General features: G+C 58.8%; 19 protein-coding genes. 12 read left to right on the forward strand and 7 right to left on the reverse strand.

The annotated features are described in order from the left end of the window. The first annotated feature begins 261 nt into the window (after nt 1-261). The 8 genes from J2S70_RS08015 to dnaE all read left to right on the forward strand — a co-directional run bounded on the left by J2S70_RS08015 (nt 262) and on the right by dnaE (nt 8,234). Nucleotides 262-1,035, forward strand: a complete 774-nt coding sequence (locus tag J2S70_RS08015) for a polyphenol oxidase family protein (protein WP_307683200.1) — start codon at nt 262-264, stop codon at nt 1,033-1,035. 78 nt (nt 1,036-1,113) lie between these two features. Beyond that, a complete protein-coding gene (locus J2S70_RS08020) occupies nt 1,114-1,542 on the forward strand; it encodes a cell division protein SepF (protein ID WP_307683201.1) in 429 nt (142 codons plus the stop codon). Nucleotides 1,543-1,557: 15 nt separating this feature from the next. Then, the gene (locus J2S70_RS08025) at nt 1,558-1,842 is read left to right on the forward strand and encodes a YggT family protein (RefSeq protein WP_307683202.1); all 285 of its coding nucleotides are present in this window, start codon (nt 1,558-1,560) and stop codon (nt 1,840-1,842) included. A gap of 185 nt (nt 1,843-2,027) precedes the next feature. Beyond that, nucleotides 2,028-2,618, forward strand: coding sequence for a DivIVA domain-containing protein (locus J2S70_RS08030; protein WP_307683203.1), 591 nt, complete (start codon nt 2,028-2,030; stop codon nt 2,616-2,618). Nucleotides 2,619-2,668: 50 nt separating this feature from the next. Beyond that, complete coding sequence (lspA, locus tag J2S70_RS08035) at nt 2,669-3,232, forward strand: signal peptidase II (RefSeq protein WP_307683204.1); 564 nt, start codon at nt 2,669-2,671, stop codon at nt 3,230-3,232. After that, entirely contained in the window at nt 3,229-4,146 is a 918-nt protein-coding gene (locus J2S70_RS08040) for an RluA family pseudouridine synthase (RefSeq protein WP_307683205.1), read from the forward strand. Before lspA ends, J2S70_RS08040 begins: the two co-directional genes overlap by 4 nt. Next, nucleotides 4,146-4,616 (forward strand): GNAT family N-acetyltransferase, encoded by a 471-nt coding sequence (locus tag J2S70_RS08045; protein ID WP_307683206.1) that lies wholly within the window; start codon nt 4,146-4,148, stop codon nt 4,614-4,616. Before J2S70_RS08040 ends, J2S70_RS08045 begins: the two co-directional genes overlap by 1 nt. A gap of 81 nt (nt 4,617-4,697) precedes the next feature. Then, on the forward strand, nt 4,698-8,234 hold the full coding sequence (gene dnaE / locus J2S70_RS08050; protein ID WP_307683207.1) for a DNA polymerase III subunit alpha: 3,537 nt from the start codon (nt 4,698-4,700) through the stop codon (nt 8,232-8,234). 283 nt (nt 8,235-8,517) lie between these two features. On the opposite strand, the gene J2S70_RS08055 is transcribed toward dnaE, so the two are convergent. From J2S70_RS08055 to J2S70_RS08080, 6 genes are read right to left on the reverse strand one after another with little or no spacing between them, the layout of a single operon-like run. Further along, nucleotides 8,518-8,733, reverse strand: coding sequence for an RNA-binding S4 domain-containing protein (locus tag J2S70_RS08055; RefSeq protein WP_307683208.1), 216 nt, complete (start codon nt 8,731-8,733; stop codon nt 8,518-8,520). Between the two features lie 4 nt (nt 8,734-8,737). Continuing rightward, on the reverse strand, nt 8,738-9,445 hold the full coding sequence (locus tag J2S70_RS08060; RefSeq protein WP_307683209.1) for a DedA family protein: 708 nt from the start codon (nt 9,443-9,445) through the stop codon (nt 8,738-8,740). A gap of 32 nt (nt 9,446-9,477) precedes the next feature. Continuing rightward, the gene (locus J2S70_RS08065) at nt 9,478-9,864 is read right to left on the reverse strand and encodes a Fur family transcriptional regulator (RefSeq protein WP_307683397.1); all 387 of its coding nucleotides are present in this window, start codon (nt 9,862-9,864) and stop codon (nt 9,478-9,480) included. A gap of 39 nt (nt 9,865-9,903) precedes the next feature. Then, on the reverse strand, nt 9,904-10,821 hold the full coding sequence (locus J2S70_RS08070) for a metal ABC transporter permease (RefSeq protein ID WP_307683210.1): 918 nt from the start codon (nt 10,819-10,821) through the stop codon (nt 9,904-9,906). Further along, nucleotides 10,818-11,573 (reverse strand): metal ABC transporter ATP-binding protein, encoded by a 756-nt coding sequence (locus J2S70_RS08075; protein WP_307683211.1) that lies wholly within the window; start codon nt 11,571-11,573, stop codon nt 10,818-10,820. The genes J2S70_RS08070 and J2S70_RS08075 overlap by 4 nt, the downstream gene beginning before the upstream one ends. Before the next feature lie 6 nt (nt 11,574-11,579). Next, on the reverse strand, nt 11,580-12,668 hold the full coding sequence (locus J2S70_RS08080) for a metal ABC transporter substrate-binding protein (protein ID WP_307683212.1): 1,089 nt from the start codon (nt 12,666-12,668) through the stop codon (nt 11,580-11,582). A gap of 207 nt (nt 12,669-12,875) precedes the next feature. Between J2S70_RS08080 and J2S70_RS08085 the strand changes: the two genes are divergently transcribed. From J2S70_RS08085 to dusB, 3 genes are all read left to right on the forward strand, one after another. After that, on the forward strand, nt 12,876-14,270 hold the full coding sequence (locus J2S70_RS08085; RefSeq protein ID WP_307683213.1) for a glycine--tRNA ligase: 1,395 nt from the start codon (nt 12,876-12,878) through the stop codon (nt 14,268-14,270). Beyond that, complete coding sequence (locus tag J2S70_RS08090) at nt 14,270-15,460, forward strand: YibE/F family protein (RefSeq protein WP_307683214.1); 1,191 nt, start codon at nt 14,270-14,272, stop codon at nt 15,458-15,460. Before J2S70_RS08085 ends, J2S70_RS08090 begins: the two co-directional genes overlap by 1 nt. Before the next feature lie 167 nt (nt 15,461-15,627). Beyond that, entirely contained in the window at nt 15,628-16,851 is a 1,224-nt protein-coding gene (gene dusB, locus J2S70_RS08095; protein ID WP_307683398.1) for a tRNA dihydrouridine synthase DusB, read from the forward strand. Nucleotides 16,852-16,994: 143 nt separating this feature from the next. Here dusB and J2S70_RS08100 read toward each other — a convergent pair whose 3' ends face one another. After that, complete coding sequence (locus J2S70_RS08100; RefSeq protein WP_307683215.1) at nt 16,995-18,116, reverse strand: hypothetical protein; 1,122 nt, start codon at nt 18,114-18,116, stop codon at nt 16,995-16,997. A 38-nt stretch (nt 18,117-18,154) separates the two neighbouring features. On the opposite strand from J2S70_RS08100, the gene J2S70_RS08105 reads away from it, so the two are divergent. After that, nucleotides 18,155-19,405 carry a deoxyguanosinetriphosphate triphosphohydrolase gene (locus J2S70_RS08105; protein ID WP_307683216.1) on the forward strand — a complete coding sequence of 417 codons (1,251 nt, stop codon included), beginning with the start codon at nt 18,155-18,157 and terminating at the stop codon, nt 19,403-19,405. Nucleotides 19,406-19,419 lie beyond the last annotated feature (14 nt).

A 19,419-nucleotide genomic window follows, 5' to 3' on the forward strand; every position in this document is an offset into this window, starting at 1 on the left:
AAATCTTTGGGAGTGCTGCCCACGCAGTGCGGGGCCGTCCCGCAGTGCGGGGCCGTCCCGGGGGTCCATCTCGCCGATGGGGATCGGTAAGCCACGAATTCCCGGATTTTCAGTGGCTTATCGATCCCCGGGCGACTTATCGACCTCCGCGGGAGTGACGGATCTGCGCGGGGACGTTTACCGCCGCCACAACAGATCGGCGAAAGCCTGAGAACAAACAAAACGAGTGGCCAATGAGCTGAATTTTGGCACAATAGCACCATGGACGAAGGCACCACAAACACACCGAGAACGAGCGGGCTTGTTGACTGGATCGATCCGAGCCTCCTACCACGCGGCGTGAAAGTTGGCTTCACCTCGAACGTAGGCGGCGCATCAACCGGTGATCATGCCTCTTTCAATCTCGGTTTTCACGTGGGGGATGACCCTGGCGCGGTGAGCGCAAACCGCGGCCTGCTCCAGCGCGAAATAGGGGTAGAACTCACCTGGATGTCACAGGTCCATGGCAAGACCATCGCTCGAGCAAGTGAGGCAAGCCGAGGAGAGCTCGGTTATCTGAGCGTGGGTGAGGCGGACGCCGTCGTCGTCGAAACCGGGCAAGCGGCGGCTGTCATGGTTGCCGACTGCGTGCCACTCATCGTGGTGACCGACGACGGTAAGCGCGGCGCGGCCGTACACGTGGGACGAGCGGGCTTCGATCTTGGTATCGCGCATGCCGTACTGGATGCGCTCGGCACGGTCGACGTCGTCGCTTTCCTTGGCCCGTCCATAGCCGGAAGGTGCTACGAAGTAGGCGAAGAGCTAGCCACGCAGTTTGACTCTCGCTGGCCGGGTACGGCCGTAACAACTCGGTGGGGAACACCCGGGCTCGACATCGCAGGCGGACTCGAACGGCAACTTCAGGCGTGCGGCGTCACGAATATCCACAGATCACCCGTGTGCACGTACGCATCACCCGCACACTATTCCCACCGCCGGGCCACTCACGAGGGCAGAAAAACGGGCCGCTTCGTCGGGCTGGTCCACATTGGGTGAACGACACACCGAGTATCATCGCCGTTTCGTCCCGATTCTCTAATAGTTTGGAGGAAGCCGAATAGGAAGGGATCACCGATGGGCTTTTTTGACAGGCTCGCTGCCAAAGCAACACCTTATGCCGACGAGTACGACGACTACGAAGAAGAATACGGTGATGACGACGCCGGTGATTACGACGGTGAAGAGTATTACGACGACGCCGAGGTGGCCAGCCTCCAGCCCGTAACTTCGGCTCCCGAGGTTGCTCGTATCGTTACGGTGTGGGTAGCGTCTTTCAATGAGACGGAAACATTTGCGCGCGAATACCGCAACGGACTGCCGATCGTTCTCAACCTTTCCGAGGCGCCGGACGCCCAACGCAATCGCATCATCGATTTTGCGCTCGGGCTGACCTACGGACTCGAAGGCGTCTTCAGCCATATCTCAGACGACGTGTTCCTCCTCACCCCCAAGAGCGTCAAGATCGAGACCCACGGCTCGGAATCCCAGCACTACTTCAAGTAAGGCCTGGCATACTCAATGTCGATATTCGGCACCATATTATTTTGGACGTGCCAGCTATACACGCTCGTCCTACTCGCCCGGGTGATCCTAGATTTCGTTCAAATCTTGGCGCGCGATTGGTATCCGACGGGCGCGTTGCTCGTGCTCGCGAACCTTGTATACAAGCTGACAAATCCGCCGCTACGCTTCCTCGGTAAATACATTCCGCCGCTGAACCTTGGTGGTATCAGCTTAGACTTGGGGTTTATCGTGTTGTTCATCGGTGTCCAAGTGATACAACGGATATCGATTTACCTATAATCGGCTAGCAAATGATAGTGCGAGCGCGTTCGGACCGTGCGTTTGTGATAAATTAGACGATCGAACGACGTGTTAGATGCGTTATTAAGTAGGCGGATGCCGCTTCGCTGAAGTAGGCTAACCGGGGAACGCAAGCTAAGCCGCAGGTCACGCTTGCCGTAATAGTGAAATATGAGGTGAAGGATATGGCTCAGCTTACCGAGCATGATGTCATCAATATGCGCTTCAACGACGCCAAGCGTGCTGAAGACGGATTTGATAAGGATCAAGTTGATTTCTTCCTCGATGAGGTGGCTGAAACCATTGCCGCCTTGACGAAGGAGAAACAGGAACTCGAAGCTCAGCTTCAGGCTGCGCAGGCTCGCGTGACCGAGCTTGAGAACCAGTTGGGCCATGCGCAGCCACAGGCGGATGAGCATGCTCCGACGGAGGCGGCTTCCACCGCGACATTCGCGCCAGTTAGCGATAGCGAGCAGGATCAGGCTCAAAACGCCACGGCGATGCTCTCGCTTGCACAGCGTTTGCACGATGAGCACGTGGCTAATGGCCGTGCGGAGGGTGAGCGCATTATCAGCGAGGCAAATGCCGAATCTGTGCGCATCATTACCGAAGCCGAGGAAACCCACAACCGCACGCTCACGAAGCTCGAAGAAGAGCGTTCGTTGCTTGAGCGGAAGATTTCTGAATTGCGTGAGTTCGAACGCGATTACCGTACGCGTCTGCGTAGCTACCTTGAGTCGCTGCTCCAGAACGTCGAATCGCAAAACCAGCAGTAGGATTCTTGTCGAAAGAAGGGCACGGTGAGCGCCCTCCTTTCGTGTCCGCTATGAAGAAACTCGCTTTGCCACTTGCGCTTGGCCTGATTGTCATCGTGGTGGATCAAGCGTCGAAGCAGTGGGCGCTTGACGCGCTGTCGGGTGGCCGGACTATTTCGGTTTTCGGAGATTTTCTATCTTTTGAACTCGCTTTCAATTCGGGTGCCGCGTTTTCTTTTGGTAGCTCTGCCACCTGGGTTTTCACCCTAATTTCGGCGGTTGTGTCCGTTGCGTTGCCGTTTTTTATGGGGCGTTTTGGGCTGACTGGACGAATCATTTTGGGAATCGTGTGGGGCGGTGCCGTTGGCAATCTGATCGACAGGCTGGTGCGTGAACCGGGTTTCCCGGGCGGTTACGTTGTTGACTTCATTAATTACAACGGCTGGTTCATCGGTAATGTTGCCGATATCGCCCTGGTTGTTGGGCTGTTGGCACTGTTTTTGGTAGAAGTTTTTGCCGACGACGACGCCACCGGCGGCGTTGAAGCTAAGCCTGCGGCTGTGGCCGGCGCAGAGGATGGTGCCACCGAAGATACCGATACCGAACTCGATCCCGTTGAGGTAGACGAGGAGTGAACACGTATCTCGTGCCGGATGGCCTTGCGGGTGGGCGGGTGGATGCCACGCTCGCCACGATGACGGGCCTGTCGCGTGCGAAGTGCGCGGAGTTGATAGACGCCGGGGAAGTGCTGCTCGATGGTAAGATTCCGAAGAATTCAACCCGCGTGGCTGCGGGTGGGGTGCTGGAGGTACGTTTGCCGGCCGCCGAGCCCGCCGTCGTCGAAACTCCCGTGGAAGGCATGGGAGTCCTGTACGAAGATGCGGACCTGATCGTGGTGGATAAGCCAGTGGGTGTGGCCGCGCATGCTTCGCACAATTTTGAGGGGCCGAACGTGCTGGGCGCCTTGCTGGCGGCGGGGGTGACGCTCACGACGTCGGGCCCGCAGGAGCGCCAGGGGATCGTGCACCGGTTGGATGTGGGCACGAGTGGGGCGATGGCCGTTGCTAAGAGCGAGCTGGCGTATTCGGTGCTCAAGCGGGCGTTTCGGGATCGCACGGTGAAGAAGACGTATCATGCGCTGGTGCAGGGGCATCCGGATCCGATGTCGGGCACGATTGAGGCTCCGATTGGCCGGGATATGCGCCACCAGTGGAAAATGGGCGTACGCGCGGATGGTAAGCACGCAGTGACGCATTACGACGTGATTGAATCGATGGCGGGGGCCTCGCTGGTGGAGGTCGATTTGGAGACCGGGCGCACCCACCAGATTCGGGTGCATATGGCGGCGATTAAGCATCCGTGCGTGGGTGATGTGATGTATGGGGCTGATCCGGTGCAGGCGGAAGCGCTTGGTTTGGAGCGGCAGTGGTTGCATGCTTGCGGGCTTGGATTTGCGCATCCACGAACGGGGAAGTGGCTCGAGGTGGAGTCGGGGTATCCGCAGGATTTGGCGCGGGCGCTGGCCATGGTGCGAGAGGGCATGTACTAGTGGCGCGCGTGTGGCAGATTGTGAGCCGGCAGGAGCTTGAGCGGATTTTTGCGATCCGGGTGAAGGTGTTTGTTGAAGAGCAGAAGGTGAGCCACCAATCCGAGGTTGATGATCTGGACTTTTCCGAGACGACTTTGCATGTTCTTGCAACCGTGGATGGGAAGGACGCCGGTACTGCGCGGCTGATGATCGGCGGGCCCGGGCAGGCGAAGGTTGGCCGGGTGGCCGTGCATGAGTGGGCGCGGGGCATCGGCCTGGGGCGGGCTGTGATGGAAAAGATCCACGAGCTGGCGCGCGAGCATGCCGCTGACGACGACGGTGTGGTTCGCCTCGAGCTTTCTGGCCAGGATAACGCGATCGGCTTTTATGAGCGGCTCGGGTATGAGGTGACCACGGGGGAGTGGTATCTCGATGAAAATATTTGGCACCAGGATATGCATTTGATTTTGCGACGCGCCGAGGGGCGCTAGTTTTGGGCGGTCCATCTGCCGGTGTGCATAGATCACAGGGCGGGATCAAAAAGTGTCGGAGGCGGTCAATAGACTGGGTGCATGGCTAAGAATTTTGTGCATCTTCACGTTCACACCGACTACTCGCTTCTCGATGGCGCGGCAAAAATTGACAAGCTGGTAGCCGAGGTTGCGGCGCTTGGCCAGCCCGCCGTCGCGATTACGGATCACGGTAATTTACACGGTGCGTACGAGCTGTACAAAGCTGCCAACAAGGTTGGTATCAAGCCAATTATTGGGCTTGAGGCGTATATGACGCCGGGAACCTCGCGCCACGATAAGACGCGCGTGTTTTGGGGTACGGAAGCCCAGCGTTCCGACGACGTCTCCAACCGCGGCACTTACACGCATTTCACGTTGTTGGCCGAAAATAATACGGGCATGCACAACTTGTTCCGGATGGCTTCGATTGCGTCGATTGATCGGACGATCGGCAACTATGCGCGAATTGATCGTGAGCTGCTGGAGACGTATCACGAGGGCCTGATCGGGACGGCCGGGTGCCCGTCGGGGGAGATTCAGGTGCGCTTGCGCCTAGGCCAGTACGAGGAGGCGCTGAAGGCTGCCGGGGAGTTTCAAGATATTTTCGGCAAGGAGAATTTCTATTTCGAGCTGATGGATCACGGGATCGAAATCGAGCGTAGGGTTCGCGATGATTTGCTTTCGATTGCGAAAAAACTTGATGCGCCGCTCCTTGCGACGAACGATTCGCACTATGTGACCGAGGATCAGCACACGGTTCAAGAAGCGATGTTGGCGCTGAATTCTGGCACGACTTTGAATGATCCGAACCGCTTCCGCTTCGATGGTTCGAGCTACTATTTGCGCACGGCCGAGGACATGTGGAACACGTTCGGGCATGTCGATGGCGCGTGTGAGAACACGCTGGAGGTGGCCGAACGCTGCAATGTCAGTTTTGATGAGGATGCGAATTACATGCCCGAATTCCCCGTACCTGAGGGGGAGAGCGAAGATTCGTGGTTTGTGCGCGAGGTCAACGCCGGTTTGCATCGCAGGTACGGTTCGGAGATTCCTACCGATGTGCGTGAGCGCGCGGACTACGAGGTTGACGTGATCGTGCAGATGGGATTCCCCGGCTACTTCTTGGTGGTCTCGGATTATATTCGTTGGGCGCGCTCGCAGGGGATTCGGGTGGGGCCGGGCCGTGGATCGGGTGCCGGTTCGATGGTTGCCTATGCTCTGGAGATCACCCAGCTTGATCCGATCAAGCACGAGTTGCTGTTCGAGAGGTTCTTGAATCCAGAACGTATTTCGATGCCCGATCTTGATATTGACTTTGACGATTCGCGCCGCGATGAGGTGATTGAATACGTCGAAAATAAGTATGGGCATGACAAGGTCGCTCAGGTAGTGACTTTTGGTACGATCAAGTCCAAGCAGTCGTTGAAAGATGCGGCCCGTGTGCTTGGCTATCCGTATGAGATGGGTGAGCGCTTGACGAAGGCGATGCCGCCCGCTGTGATGGCTAACGATATTCCTGTGAAGGATCTGTTCAATAAGGAACATCCGCGCTATGCGGAAGCAGTTGAGATCCGGGAGATGATCGAGGGTGATCCGGATGCGAAGAAGGTTTATGAGCTTGCTTGCGGGCTCGAGGGAATGACGCGCCAAACGGGCGTTCATGCCTGTGCTGTGATTATGTCTTCCAAACCGCTGACGGACGTCATTCCGCTGATGAAGAATAAGAAGGACGATCTGATCCTGACTCAGTTTGAGTATCCCGAATGCGAGGATCTGGGCCTGATCAAAATGGACTTCCTCGGGCTGTCGAATCTGACGGTTATTGAGGGCGCGCTGAAGAATATTCGGGAAAACGGTAAGGAAGCGCCGGACGTCGACACCCTCGCGCTGGATGACAAGAAGACGTACGAGCTGCTCGCGCGCGGTGAAACGCTAGGAATTTTCCAGCTCGATGGCGAGGGTATGCGAACCTTGCTGCGGCAAATGAAGATGGATACCTTTGCCGATATTTCGGCTGTTTCTGCCCTGTATCGCCCAGGCCCGATGGGCGCGAATTCGCACACGAATTATGCGTTACGTAAGAATGGCTTGCAGGAAAAGACTCCGATTCATCCTGAGCTCGAAGAGGCGCTGGAGCCGATTCTGGGATCGACTCACGGTTTGATCGTGTTCCAGGAGCAAGTGATGCGTATCGCGCAGCAACTTGCGGGCTTTAGCCTTGGCCAAGCCGATATTTTGCGTAAGGCCATGGGTAAAAAGCAGTCTGCCGTGCTGCAGGAGCAGTTCCAGAGCTTTTCTGACGGCATGGAAAAAAATGGGTATTCGAAGGAAGCAATCAAGACACTCTGGGACGTACTCTTACCGTTCTCGAGCTACGCGTTTAATAAATCGCATTCGGAGGCCTACGCTCTGGTTTCCTATCAAACCGCGTATTTGAAGGCGCATTTCCCGGCCGAGTTTATGGCGGCTTTGCTGACGTCGAAGATGTCGGATAAGACGAAAGTTGCCACCTATTTGGCTGAATGCCGCAGGATGGGAATTCGGGTTCTTGTACCAGACGTGAACGATTCGGCGCCAGATTATGCGGCTGTTGGCGACGAGATTCGCGTCGGGTTGCGGGCCGTGAGGAACGTGGGAACGAACGTCGTGGAAGGAATTATTAAGGCGCGTGAAGAGAAGGGGCGCTTTACTTCCTTCCAGGATTTCTTGGACAAGATCCCGCTGTCAGCGTGCAATAAGCGCTCGATCGAATGTCTGATTAAGGCGGGCGGTTTTGACAGCCTGGGTGAGAGCCGGCGTGCCTTGGTGACGATCGTTGATGAGGCGATTGATTCGGTGACTCCAGTCAAACGCAATGAGGCCGCGGGCCAGTTCGATTTGTTTGCCGCTTTGGGTGGCGATGAGGCTGAGGGGCAAGGCTTTGAGGTCTCCGTGCCGGATATTCCGGAGTGGGATAAACAGGAAAAGCTGAATTTTGAGCGGGAAATGTTGGGCTTGTATGTGTCGGATCATCCGCTTTCGGGAATCGAGAATTTCCTTAAGCGAGTTGCTGATACCACTGTTGTTGACCTTCACGATGAGGAAGCGGTTACCAACGGCAAGCCTGTGCGGATTGCCGGGCTGATTACCTCCGTTCAGACGAGAATCACGAAGAATGGAGGAAAGGCGTGGGCGGCGGTCACGTTGGAAGATCGTACCGGTCCGATTGAAATCTTGTTCTTCCCGAACACGTATCAGCAGGTATCGTCGATGCTGATTCCTGACAGCGTGGTCGTGGTGGATGCGACAGTTTCCATTCAGGAAGATAAGCCGCTCTCGCTCTATGCGAAGTCGATGTTCGTGCCGCCGCCGGGTGATCTTGATATGGATCTGCCCGTGGATTTGCAGATAGATGAGCGTATGTGTGATTCGGCCAGGCTTGACAGGCTTGCCGAGGTGCTCGGGCGTTATCCAGGCCAATCCGCCGTGCGAGTGCATGTGAAGAATGGGAATAAGACGACCGTCGTGCAGCTCGCCGACGAGTACTCGGTTGCACCCGAGCCCAGCTTGTACACCGACCTCAGGGTGCTGCTCGGGCGGGACTGCGTGATTCGGTAACGGCCCACGCGCTAGCGGGCCCTGATGGCGTGTCCTTCTGCCGTCAGGGCCCGTTCCTGTTGCTGCGAGTACCAACGCCTGTTTGCTTCTAGGAGCACCAATCGGCATAGGGAGCACCCATCGAGGGGTGTTGTGACCCGTTTGGTGCTCCGCTTGGCCGCCTTCCGCAAAGGGGGCACCAATCACTTATGCGGGGAACGTTTAACGTCCTCCTTATGAGTGATTCCTGCCCGGTTTGGAAACAGGCGCCTTGCCGCTAGGAAGTGCAGCCGCGTGCTGGGTGCTAGCGGGTTTGAGCGACGACGCGGATTGAGTACCCGCCCACGCTCACTACATCGCCGGCCTCGAGCTTGTGGGCACGGCGAGTCTCAACCTCACCATTTACGGACACCTCGCCAGCCTCGATGAGGTCACGGGCATGCGCGCCACTCTCAGCAAAATTCACGAGCTTGACTAACTGGCCAAGCTTAATCGGCAATCTGACAGGGAAATCTTCCATGGCATTATCGTGCGTCACGAATGGCATCGATAGCAACCTGCGGGTGAGTCTCGTCGCTATCACGGCCGCTATCTCCGCCAAGCGTTACAGCTTCGCCAGCCTCTTCAATATCCCCAGGCTTTGTAGTTTCGCCGCCGCTCATATCTTCACTCTGCGAGCCCGTACTATCCCCGGCCCCGTCATCCTTCGAGATCGCCGCGATTACCGCACGATTTCCGCGCCGAGCACGCCACACGAAAAACACCACTAGCAGCGCAATCGCACCGACGACAACGATAGGCGAGCCAGCAACCGCGCCAATCGCAGCAGACCACACCGCCCATCCGATCGTCGTATAAATGAGCGCCCAAGCCAGGGCGCCAGGAATCATAGCGGGAGTGTAGCGCGGCCAACGCATGCGGATCAGGCCCGCGCTCAGCTGTACTAAGGTCTGAAAGCCAACGGTCAAGAACGACAGGGGGATCAGGGGCCAGCCTCGCCGTTGCAACACTTCGATCGCATGTTCGGTTGAAGGCGCGTGAATCCGCTTATACAAGCGCAAGCGCCAGCCGCCATCCGGCCGCCCGCGAGTCATGATGAATTTGCCCATGTAACGGCCGATCCAGTACGTCGTCTGCGCACGCGTAAAAGCGCCAAAGAACAGGAACAGGTAAACGAACACGACTGGTCCGTTGTTGATGAAGTCCATGATTGGGTCGATCACGTTAGCCACATCGCTACTGTACGCGACACCCTGTATTTTTCCTAGGCACTAGCCGGCGCGCATTCCTCACAAAGTCCGTAGATTTCCAGATCGTGGGATACTTGTGTGAAGGAGTGTTGTTTAGCGACTTCCTCTGTGACGGACTCGAGTTCATCGATGGTTATCTCAACGGTTTTCCCACAAGATCTGCATATTAAGTGATGGTGGTGCCCGTCGTGTTCGCAATACCGAAACAGCTGAACGTCTGAATTCTCCTGCCTGAGCACGTCGATGCTGCCGTGTTCGGCCATTGCTTGAAGATTGCGATAAACGGTTGCGAGCCCTACGCTTTCGCCGCGTTCGACGAGGAGTTCGTGAATGCGTTGGGCTGGCAAAAATTCGTCGGTTTCACGCAGCAGTTCGCTAATTGCGCTGCGTTGGCGGGTCATTCTCACGCGTGGTCACGTCCAATCTTTGGCCGATGAGGCTCAGAAATCTGAATGCCTTGAGTCTACCGTGGACGAGCCGCCGTTGGGATGGGGGTGATAGTGGCGTGGCCGGCTCGTTAGGCGCAACAGGAGTGGCCTGAGCAGAGCCACCAGCCCGTAGATCGTCACCATGAGCACGACGATTGTCGCACCCGGCGACCACGGTTTGATGTACGTGATCGTCAGCCCAGTAAGTGCAGTCACGACGCCGATGACCATCGCCGCGTGCATCGTGGTTTTAAACGAGCGGGTTACGGTCTGGGCGATTGCTACTGGCACGATCATGAGCGCAGACACGAGCAAAGCCCCAACGATCCGCATGGCGACTGCTACCGTGAGCGCGGCCGTGACCGATATGAGTACCGAGAGTAGTTGGGTTGGCAGTCCGGATGCGCGCGCAAATTCCTCGTCATAGGACAGGGCGAAAAGCGCGGGCCGCAGCCCAAGACCGATTGCCAGTATGAACGCGGCTAGAACGACGGTCAAGATTGTATCCATGCGCGTGACTGTGGAGATTGACCCGAACAGGTAGGCGTTGAGGTTCGACGTCGTTCCGCCGGCGATCCCGATCAGTAACACGCCGCCGGCGATGCCGCCGTAGAACAAGATTGCGAGTGCGACGTCGCCAGATGCGTGCCCGTGCGTGCGCATCCATTCGATCAGGAGAGCCCCGAGAACTGAGACGACGATCGCGCCTGGTACTGCCCAGGCGTCTCGGTCGGCAACGCCCGCAGCGGAGGCGGCAAGCCAGCCTAGAGCGACGCCGGTTAGCGCGACATGCCCAATACCGTCGCCGAGCAAGGTCAATCGGCGTTGGACGAGGTAGGTTCCGACGACGGGTGCGGACAGGCCTACGAGGAAGGCGACGATCAGCGCTCGTTGCATCAGTGTTGACTGGAGCATCTCGGCGATGATCATAGGGGTCCTTCCAGGTAGGGCGAGCGGAAGTGCGGTGCTTCGCTCGCGCCAGCGTGATAGCCGGAGCCGCGCAGGTCGGCGATCTCCGTGGTGTGTTCGCGTACCCGCCCGGCGTCGAGGATGAGCGCTTCGTCGATAAGTTCGAGGTATTCATGCACTTCGTGCAATACAAGAACCAGGGTCTTACCCTCGGCTTGCTGCCCGCGCAGAACCTCTAAGATGGCCTGCCGAGAATCGGCGTCGACGCCCGCGAAGGGTTCATCCAAAACGATCATGTCAGGGTCGCGAACGAGGGCGCGTGCCGTGAGGATGCGTTGCTGTTGCCCACCGGAGAAGGTTTGCACGGATTCGTGTGCTCGGTGGTCGAGGCCAACTTTGGCGAGCGCTACCAACGCCTTTTCTTTGGCGCCGCGTGGTGGGCGCAGCCGGTTTCCGTAAACCAGCCCGCCGGTAACGGCTTCGAGCGCGGTTGCCGGGACCCCCGACGTCGCTGTGACCCGCTGCGGCGCATAGCCGATTCGGCCCCACTCAACGCTACGCCGAGACGCCAGATTCTTGCCGAATAGTTCAATGCGCCCAGCGCTCATGGGAATAGCCCCGACAAGCGCACGCAAAAGTGTGGACTTGCCGGAGCCATTCGAGCCAACGATTGCTAGCGTGCGCCCGGCCTGAAGTTCAAAGTTAATCCCAAGCAGGATGTGCGCTGAACCCAGTTCGACGTGGACGCCGCTGGCACTGATTGCTGTGCCCACCGCGTGTTAGCAGCCCATCGACTTACGCAGGACTTCCAGATTCTGTTCCATCACCTCAATGTAGTCCATGTCCGGATTACGTTGGGTTGCGGCTGGATCCAGAATTTCGACGGCGAGGTCCGCCTCGTCGCCAATCGCTGTGGCGGTCTTGACTTCGCCGTCGGAGGTTGCGAATACGGTATCGAGATCGTGTTCTTCCGCGAGTTCAGCCACTTCGCGTACTCGTGCTGGGGAGGGCTCAATCTCTGGATCGAATCCTGCGATGCCGATTTCATTGAGGCCACCTTCGAGTGCGAGGTAAGCAAATGCCTTGTGTGAGACCAAGAAGGTATCGGTACGGCACTGCAGACCGTTGAATGAATCGAGCTCATCGGCAATGGCCTGGAGGCGTTCTTTCACCGCATCGAGGTTTGCCGTGTAGGTCTCCTCGTTATCCGGATCGAGCGCGATCAGCTCGGTAGCCACCTGATCGGCCGCGAGGATCATACGGTTCGGATCTGTCCAGAAGTGCGGATCGTGGGTGCCGTGATCGTGGTCGTGACCATGGTCGTGATCGTCGTGTTCGTGGGCGTGGTCATCGCCGTCGTGGTCGTGATCGTCGTGTTCGTGGGCGTGGTCATCGCCGTCGTGGTCGTGATCGTCGTGTTCGTGGGCGTGGTCATCGCCCTCGTGGTCGTGGTGGTGATGCGGATCGCCACCAAGCTCTTCGTAGGGGAGCAGATTCACGTACTCGCCAATGTTCACAGCTTCCTTCTCGGAAGCTTCGATTGCGCTATCGATCGCTGGGGAAAGCTTTTCGATGTACAGCACCAGGTCGGAATTTTCCAGATCGGCAACTTCGCGCGGTGAAAGTTCAACGCCGTGCGCGTCGGCACCCGGCGGAGTCAAATCGGTGATTTCAACATTCTCGCCGCCGATTTCTTCAACTAGGAACGTGAGCGGGTAGAACGACGTCGTTACACTGATCGTCTCGGTCGCGGTGGTTTCATCGGAGCCGCTGGTAGGCGCCCCATCGGTTTCTTCGGTGGCGTCAGAACACGCGCTAAGCGCGAGTGCGCCGGCAAAAAACAGCCCTAAAATCTTCTTTGTATTCATTTATGCAGTCTTTAGTAACTGAGAGCCATTGTCAACTAGATACGGGGGTGGTGGCATGTTCCACACGCTCCTATTAGGGCGGTTGAGCCGATCCCGCCTAGAATAGTTGCGACCTTATGGCCACCGGGTTTCCGGTGCATGCTGCGGCAGCCAGTCGCGGCAAGTTCGTCCGCATCATCCAGATGTGGAAAAGAAAGGAGCGAAACAGTGGCCAAACCGGCACCTTCGCGTCTCGATCAAGTGATCAACCTCGCCAAGCGCCGCGGCTTCGTATACCAGTCGGGCGAAATCTATGGCGGTTCGCGTTCCGCATGGGATTACGGACCACTCGGCGTCGAACTTAAAGAAAACATTAAACGCCAGTGGTGGAAACGCAACGTCCAGGGCCGCGACGACATCGTCGGCCTGGACTCCTCGATTATCCTCCCGCGCCAAGTCTGGGAAGTTTCCGGGCATGTGGAAACCTTTTCCGATCCGCTCGTCGAATGCCTCAGCTGCCATAAGCGCCTGCGTGAGGATGAGCTGAAGGAGATGTATGCGCAGAAGAACGACGTCGCTGAAGACGACGTCGCAATGGCCGACGTGCCGTGCCCGAACTGTGGCACTCGCGGCCAGTGGACCGAGCCGCGCGCGTTTTCCGGCCTGCTCAAGACGTTCTTGGGGCCCGTCGACGACGAAGCCGGGCTGCACTACCTGCGCCCGGAAACCGCGCAGGGTATTTTCGTGAACTTCGCAAACGTCATGACCTCCGCGCGGATGAAACCGCCGTTCGGCATCGGCCAGACCGGCAAGTCCTTCCGCAACGAGATCACGCCGGGTAATTTCATTTTCCGCACCCGCGAGTTCGAACAGATGGAAATCCAGTTCTTCGTGCCACCGGGAACCGACGAGGAATGGCACCAGCGCTGGATCGACGAGCGTCTATCCTGGTACACAGATCTTGGTATCGACCCCGAGAACCTGCGCCTGTACGAACACCCGAAGGAAAAGCTTTCGCACTACGCCAAGCGCACGGTGGACATCGAGTACCGTTTCGGCTTCCAGAACAACGAGTGGGGCGAGCTTGAGGGCATCGCCAACCGCACCGATTTTGATTTGACCAACCACTCGGAGGCCTCGGGTAAGAAGCTCGAATACTTCGACCAGCAAACCGGCGAACGCTACATTCCATACGTGATTGAGCCGTCCGCCGGGCTGACCCGCTCTCTCATGGCCTTCCTCGTTGAGGCCTACGCCGAGGACGAAGCGCCGAACACCAAGGGTGGTGTGGATAAGCGCGTTTTGCTCAAGCTCGATCCGCGACTCGCGCCGGTCAAGGCCGCCGTGCTGCCGCTGTCTCGCTCAGAAAAGCTTTCGCCGCTTGCCAAGGAGCTCGCGGCCGAGCTGCGCCGGCACTGGAACGTTGATTTCGACGACGCCGGTGCGGTCGGCCGACGTTACCGCCGCCAGGACGAGATCGGAACGCCGTTCTGTATCACCGTGGATTTCGATTCGCTGGACGATAACGCCGTGACCATCCGTGATCGGGACACGATGGAGCAGGTGCGCATCCCGGTCGATGAGGTGAAGACCTACCTGGCCGGTAAGCTCGTGGGCTGCTAGTGAGTGAACAACCAGTTGGGGCCGGCTCGCATGCGCATTCGCATTCGGGCCGGCTCGATCTTGCCCCGAAGGATCGGCGGCGGGTCCAGCTGATTTTGGCGGCGATCGTGGTGCCGATAGCGGTGTTGACGATCGTTGGGCTGGCGATGCTGTGGCCGCGCGGGGAGACGCCGGTTGGCTCCGTCCAGTTGACGGCTCCGGGCGTTGAGATGGCCGTCGGCGAGGTGACCTCGGTGGCGGAGATGGACGAACTGGGCCAGACTCGCGTGCTGATGGACGTGGACGGGGTGGAAGTGCCCGTGCACGTGCCCTTCGACATCGTGGACAACGGGTTGGACGTGGGCGATCGCATCACGGCCATGTTTAACCCGACCGCACTAGACACGGGCACGCCCTATATTTTCGTGGATTTCGTGCGTGATTTTCCGCTTGCTGTGTTGCTCGTGCTGTACGTGTTCGTCGTGCTGCTCGTGGCCCGCGTGAAAGGGCTTGCCGCGCTTGCCGGCCTGGCCGCCTCGCTCGCCGTCGTTGGAGCGTTTATGCTGCCGGCGCTCATGGTGGGCAAGGAGCCGCTACTCGTGGTGATCGTGGGCGCCTCGGCGATGATGTTCGCTTCGATCTATCTTGCGCACGGCGTGTCGATTCGAACGACGACGGCCGTGCTCGGAACGTTTGGCGGGCTGATTATCACCGGCGTGCTGGCGGCCTGGGCGGTGGAAGCCAATAACCTGACCGGCACGCTTTCGGGCGATGCGATCGCGCTGTATGGCGAGCTTGGGTATTTGAAGATGAGCGATATTTTGCTCACCGGGATTGTGCTCGCCGGGCTTGGTGCGCTCAATGACGTGACGATCACGCAGGTCTCGACAGTGTGGGAACTGCATTCAGCGAATCCGGCGGCGAGCCGGCGCAGGGTTTTTAGCCAGGGCATGGTGATCGGGCGCGACCATATTGCCTCGACCGTGTACACGCTGGCCTTCGCCTATGTTGGGACCTCGCTGCCGCTGTTGATGAGCGCAGCCCTGGTGGATCGCGGGTTTTTGGATTTGATGACGGTGGGGCAGATTGCCGAGGAGATTGTGCGGACGCTCGTGGCGTCGATTGGGCTGGTGCTTGCGATTCCCATGACGACGGCGATTGCCACGTGGCTGGCTCCCGTTGCTCCGGCGAAGCGGGTGTTGGCGAAATGAGTAACTTTCCACGGGCGCCCGAGCGGGTGGCTGGGCTGGTTGGGCGTGTGGCCGGGCTGACTGAGCTTGAAGCCGGGCCCGGGGTGGTGGCCGGGCCGCGAGGTGACGGCTCTGAAAATTGGCCGCTGGCTGTGCGGATCGGCAACTTAGCACTTGGCACGCCGGTGATGCTTGCGCCAATGGCCGGCGTGACCAACCCGCCGTTTCGTCAGCTGTGCCGCGAATTCGGTGAGCAGGCGTTGGCTGATTTGGGCGTTGGCGCGCTGAGGCAAACTGGCCTAGATGGGCGCAACGCTTCGCAGGTTGATCAGGGCTTTTCAGAAATACCCTCTTTCAGACCGGGGAGCTATGCGCCTGCTGGACTGTACGTGTGCGAGATGATTACCTCGCGTGCATTGATCGAGCGTACGCCGGAAACCATGAGGATGATCGAGCCGGATATGGGAGATCCCGTTCGGTCGATCCAGCTGTATGGCGTGGCGCCGGCGGCGATTGCGGAATCCGTGCGGCTGTTGGTTGGTAATGGTTGGGCTGATCATATTGATCTGAATTTTGGCTGCCCGGTTCCAAAGGTAACCCGCAAAGGCGGGGGATCGGCGCTGCCGTGGAAGCATGATTTGTTTGCGGAGATCGTTGAGGCCGCGGTGAAAGCAGCGGAGGCCGAGTCCGGGGGAGCCGTGCCCGTGACCGCGAAGTTCCGCATCGGGATCGACGATGATCACGAGACCTTCCGCGATGTTGCGCGGATGTGCGAGGACGCGGGGATTGCCGCGCTGGCCCTACATGCCCGCACGATGGCACAGCATTATTCGGGCCAGGCCCGCTGGGAAGCGATTGCTGAGCTTCGCGCGATGACCGATCTGCCGGTGTTTGGCAACGGGGATGTGTTCGAGGCCGAGGACGCGCTAGCGATGGTCGAAGAGACCGGGGCCGTTGGCGTGGTGGTTGGGCGCGGGTGCCAGGGCCGCCCGTGGCTGTTTTATGATCTGGTGGCCGCCGCCCACGGCAGGTCAGCTCGCTATCGGCCTTCTTTAGGCGAGGTGGCGGACGTGATTGTCCGCCACGCGGAATTGTCGGTGGAACATTTTGCCGATGAGGGCCGTGCGATGCGGGAGATGCGCAAGCACGTTGGCTGGTATTTGCGCGGATTCTCGGTAGGTGGCGAAGCGCGCCGGGATCTCGGGTTAGTCGATTCGCTCGACGATCTGCGCCGGCAGCTTGGCCGCTTAGATCTGCCCCAAGATTATCCCGAAGCGGCCGAAGGTAAGCGCGGGCGGGCCGGCGGAGAGAAGCGGCCGCATCTGCCCGAGTTCTGGCTGGACTCCCACGAGCTCAACGAGGCCCAGCGAGCTAAGATCCACGAGGCCGAACTCGGCATTTCCGGCGGTTGACCCGGATTTTTCGGTGGCCGACCGGCCGGGCTACTCAGCACCCCGCGCATTTCTGCTGAGTTTTTGCTGTTTTTCGGCTGTTTCGTTGATCAAAACGCTCAGATTCAGCACAAATGATCGGTGGTCCGAGTATCAACGGGAAATCAGCGCCAGATCCAGGCCGCCTCGCCGGGCGGAACTACAAGATTCGGCCCGTTTTCCGGCAAAGCGATCATCGACGACACTAACACGCGCCCATCGTTCGGGATCTCATAGGGGTGGGGCCCAAAATTGAGCAGCATGGTCACGTGGTCGTTGGCGAGAAACACGAAGCCGTCATCAACCTTCGCCGTATCAATCAGAATATTCGCCTTATACATGCCAAGGGATTCCCGGAACCGCAGCGCGTGCCGGGTCGAAGGGCTTTGCAACTGCACATCTTTTTCAAAGTGAATCATCCCGGGCATATAACAGGTGGCGAGCAACAGGGCAGACCGGCTCAGCCGCCCCGGAATCCTATCTAAGACTTCCCACGTGGCATTCCACGACGGAAGCGTTCCACCCGCCCGAAACATCTGGAACGAGGCCAGCGCCTGCTGGCTATAGTTGGCCGCGTCAAGCTGGGGAGCTGAGGCAACCTCAAATCGCACCACATCGAAGTAGTCATCGAGAGCGTGGTCGGCAACGGCATCGAAGCTCGGGCCGCGAAAGTTGATGGAAAGGACGGCATCATCATCGGTGAATTTCACCCAGGCTTGCAGTTCGCGAACATCCCATCCCGCATGAACGTGCCCGCCGCTATCCGCACTCTCGCCGCCAACTGCCAGCTCACCATCCGCACTCCCGCCTCGATCGGCTATCCGCCCGCCGCCATCCGCATCGCCATCGCTCACCTCTTCGGTGCCCAGGTCCACCCCGCGGGCGCCCTTTTCGAACCATTGTGAGAGGATGCCAAATCGCTCATCGGCACCGAATCCCGCAGCCCCGCGTACAGCAAACATTCCCGCGCTTACATCGGGTAGAACAACGATTCCGCGTCTGCCTGCGCGTTCCATCACGGCGGCCACATAGTCAGGATCATCATCGGCTGACAGGCCGGGCATGGTCGTCACGTCGATGTCGTGGCGGGCCAGGTGGGAAATCAGTTCCACGGCCGCTTCGGTGGTGGGAACTTCTTCGGGTGTGGCGTGATACCAGATGTGCCGGTCAATCCAGGCGTTTTCGAATTGTGGCGCGCTGGCCAAGGGAGTCGATTGTGACACGTTGTCCACACCCACATTTTCCACATAGCTATTGTGCCATGAGATCCGGGTAAGGTTAATTCGTGAACTATTCGAGCTTTGATACTGCACGGTGGTCGCCGGAGAACAAGAAGAATCCTTCGCGCACGGATTTTGAGCGTGATCGGGCGCGGATCCTTCATTCCTCGGCCCTGCGCCGCCTGGGTGCCAAGACCCAGGTGCTTGGCCCGGAGTCCAACGATTTCATTCGCACGCGGCTCACCCATTCGCTTGAGGTGGCGCAGGTTGGCCGTTCGCTTGCAAAAATGCTGGGCGCTGATCAAGACCTCGTGGAGGGTGCTTGCCTTGCTCACGATATTGGCCATCCGCCGTTTGGCCACAATGGCGAGCGCGCGCTCGATTCGATCGCGGCCAGCATCGGCGGTTTTGAGGGTAACGCTCAGACCTTACGTATTCTTACTCGGCTTGAGCCGAAGCGATTTCACGACGACGGCCGCCCGGCCGGCTTGAATCTGACGCGAGCGATGGTGGATGCCACGGTTAAGTATCCGTGGGGTAGTGGCGAGGGACCATCGGGCAGGAAGTCCCGCAAGTTTGGTTTTTATGAGTCGGATCGCCCGGCGTTTGAATGGGCACGCGAGGGCGTCACGGGCACCGGCCAGTCGGCCGAAGCGCAGATCATGGACCTCTCCGATGACATCGGCTATTCGATCCACGACATCGAGGATGCAATTGTCCGCAGCTATCTGGTGCCGAACCAATTCCACACGAATCGCGAGGCCAAGCTGGAAGCGGTGATTGAGTCGACGCTCGGCTGGTATGGCAGTGTGGTTTCGGCCGATGATCTCGCGGCTGCCGCCGAGCGGCTGTTTGCCATGAAATCCTGGCCAGCAGACTATAACGGCACTTTGCGCGACCTCGCCCAACTCAAGGATCTTACTTCCGATCTGATCGGCCGTTTCGTCTCGGTGATCTGCACGGCAAGCCTCGAGGCCAGCGGCGGTGAGCCAATGATCCGCTATCATGCAAGCGTCATGATCCCGCCAGATACGCTCGCTGAAATTACGTTCCTTAAGGGCTTGGCCGTTCACTTCGTCATGGCGCCGCGCGAAACCGAACCGATGTATTACGAGGAGCGCACGCTCATCATGGATCTCGTGGACGCGATCAGCGAGGCACCACTCGATCGCCTCGAACGCCACTTCATTGAGATGTGGAAACAGGCTGGCGACGACGACGCCCGACTGCGCGTCGTCGTCGACCAGATCGCATCGCTAACCGACCAGTCGGCCCGGCTGTGGCATGCCCGCTACTGTGGAATGCTGCGGCACTGAGCGTGGAATGCTTC

Origin of the sequence: Trueperella bonasi (assembly GCF_030811535.1) — a bacterium.
In the GTDB taxonomy this organism is placed as follows: Bacteria; Actinomycetota; Actinomycetes; order Actinomycetales; family Actinomycetaceae; genus Trueperella; species Trueperella bonasi.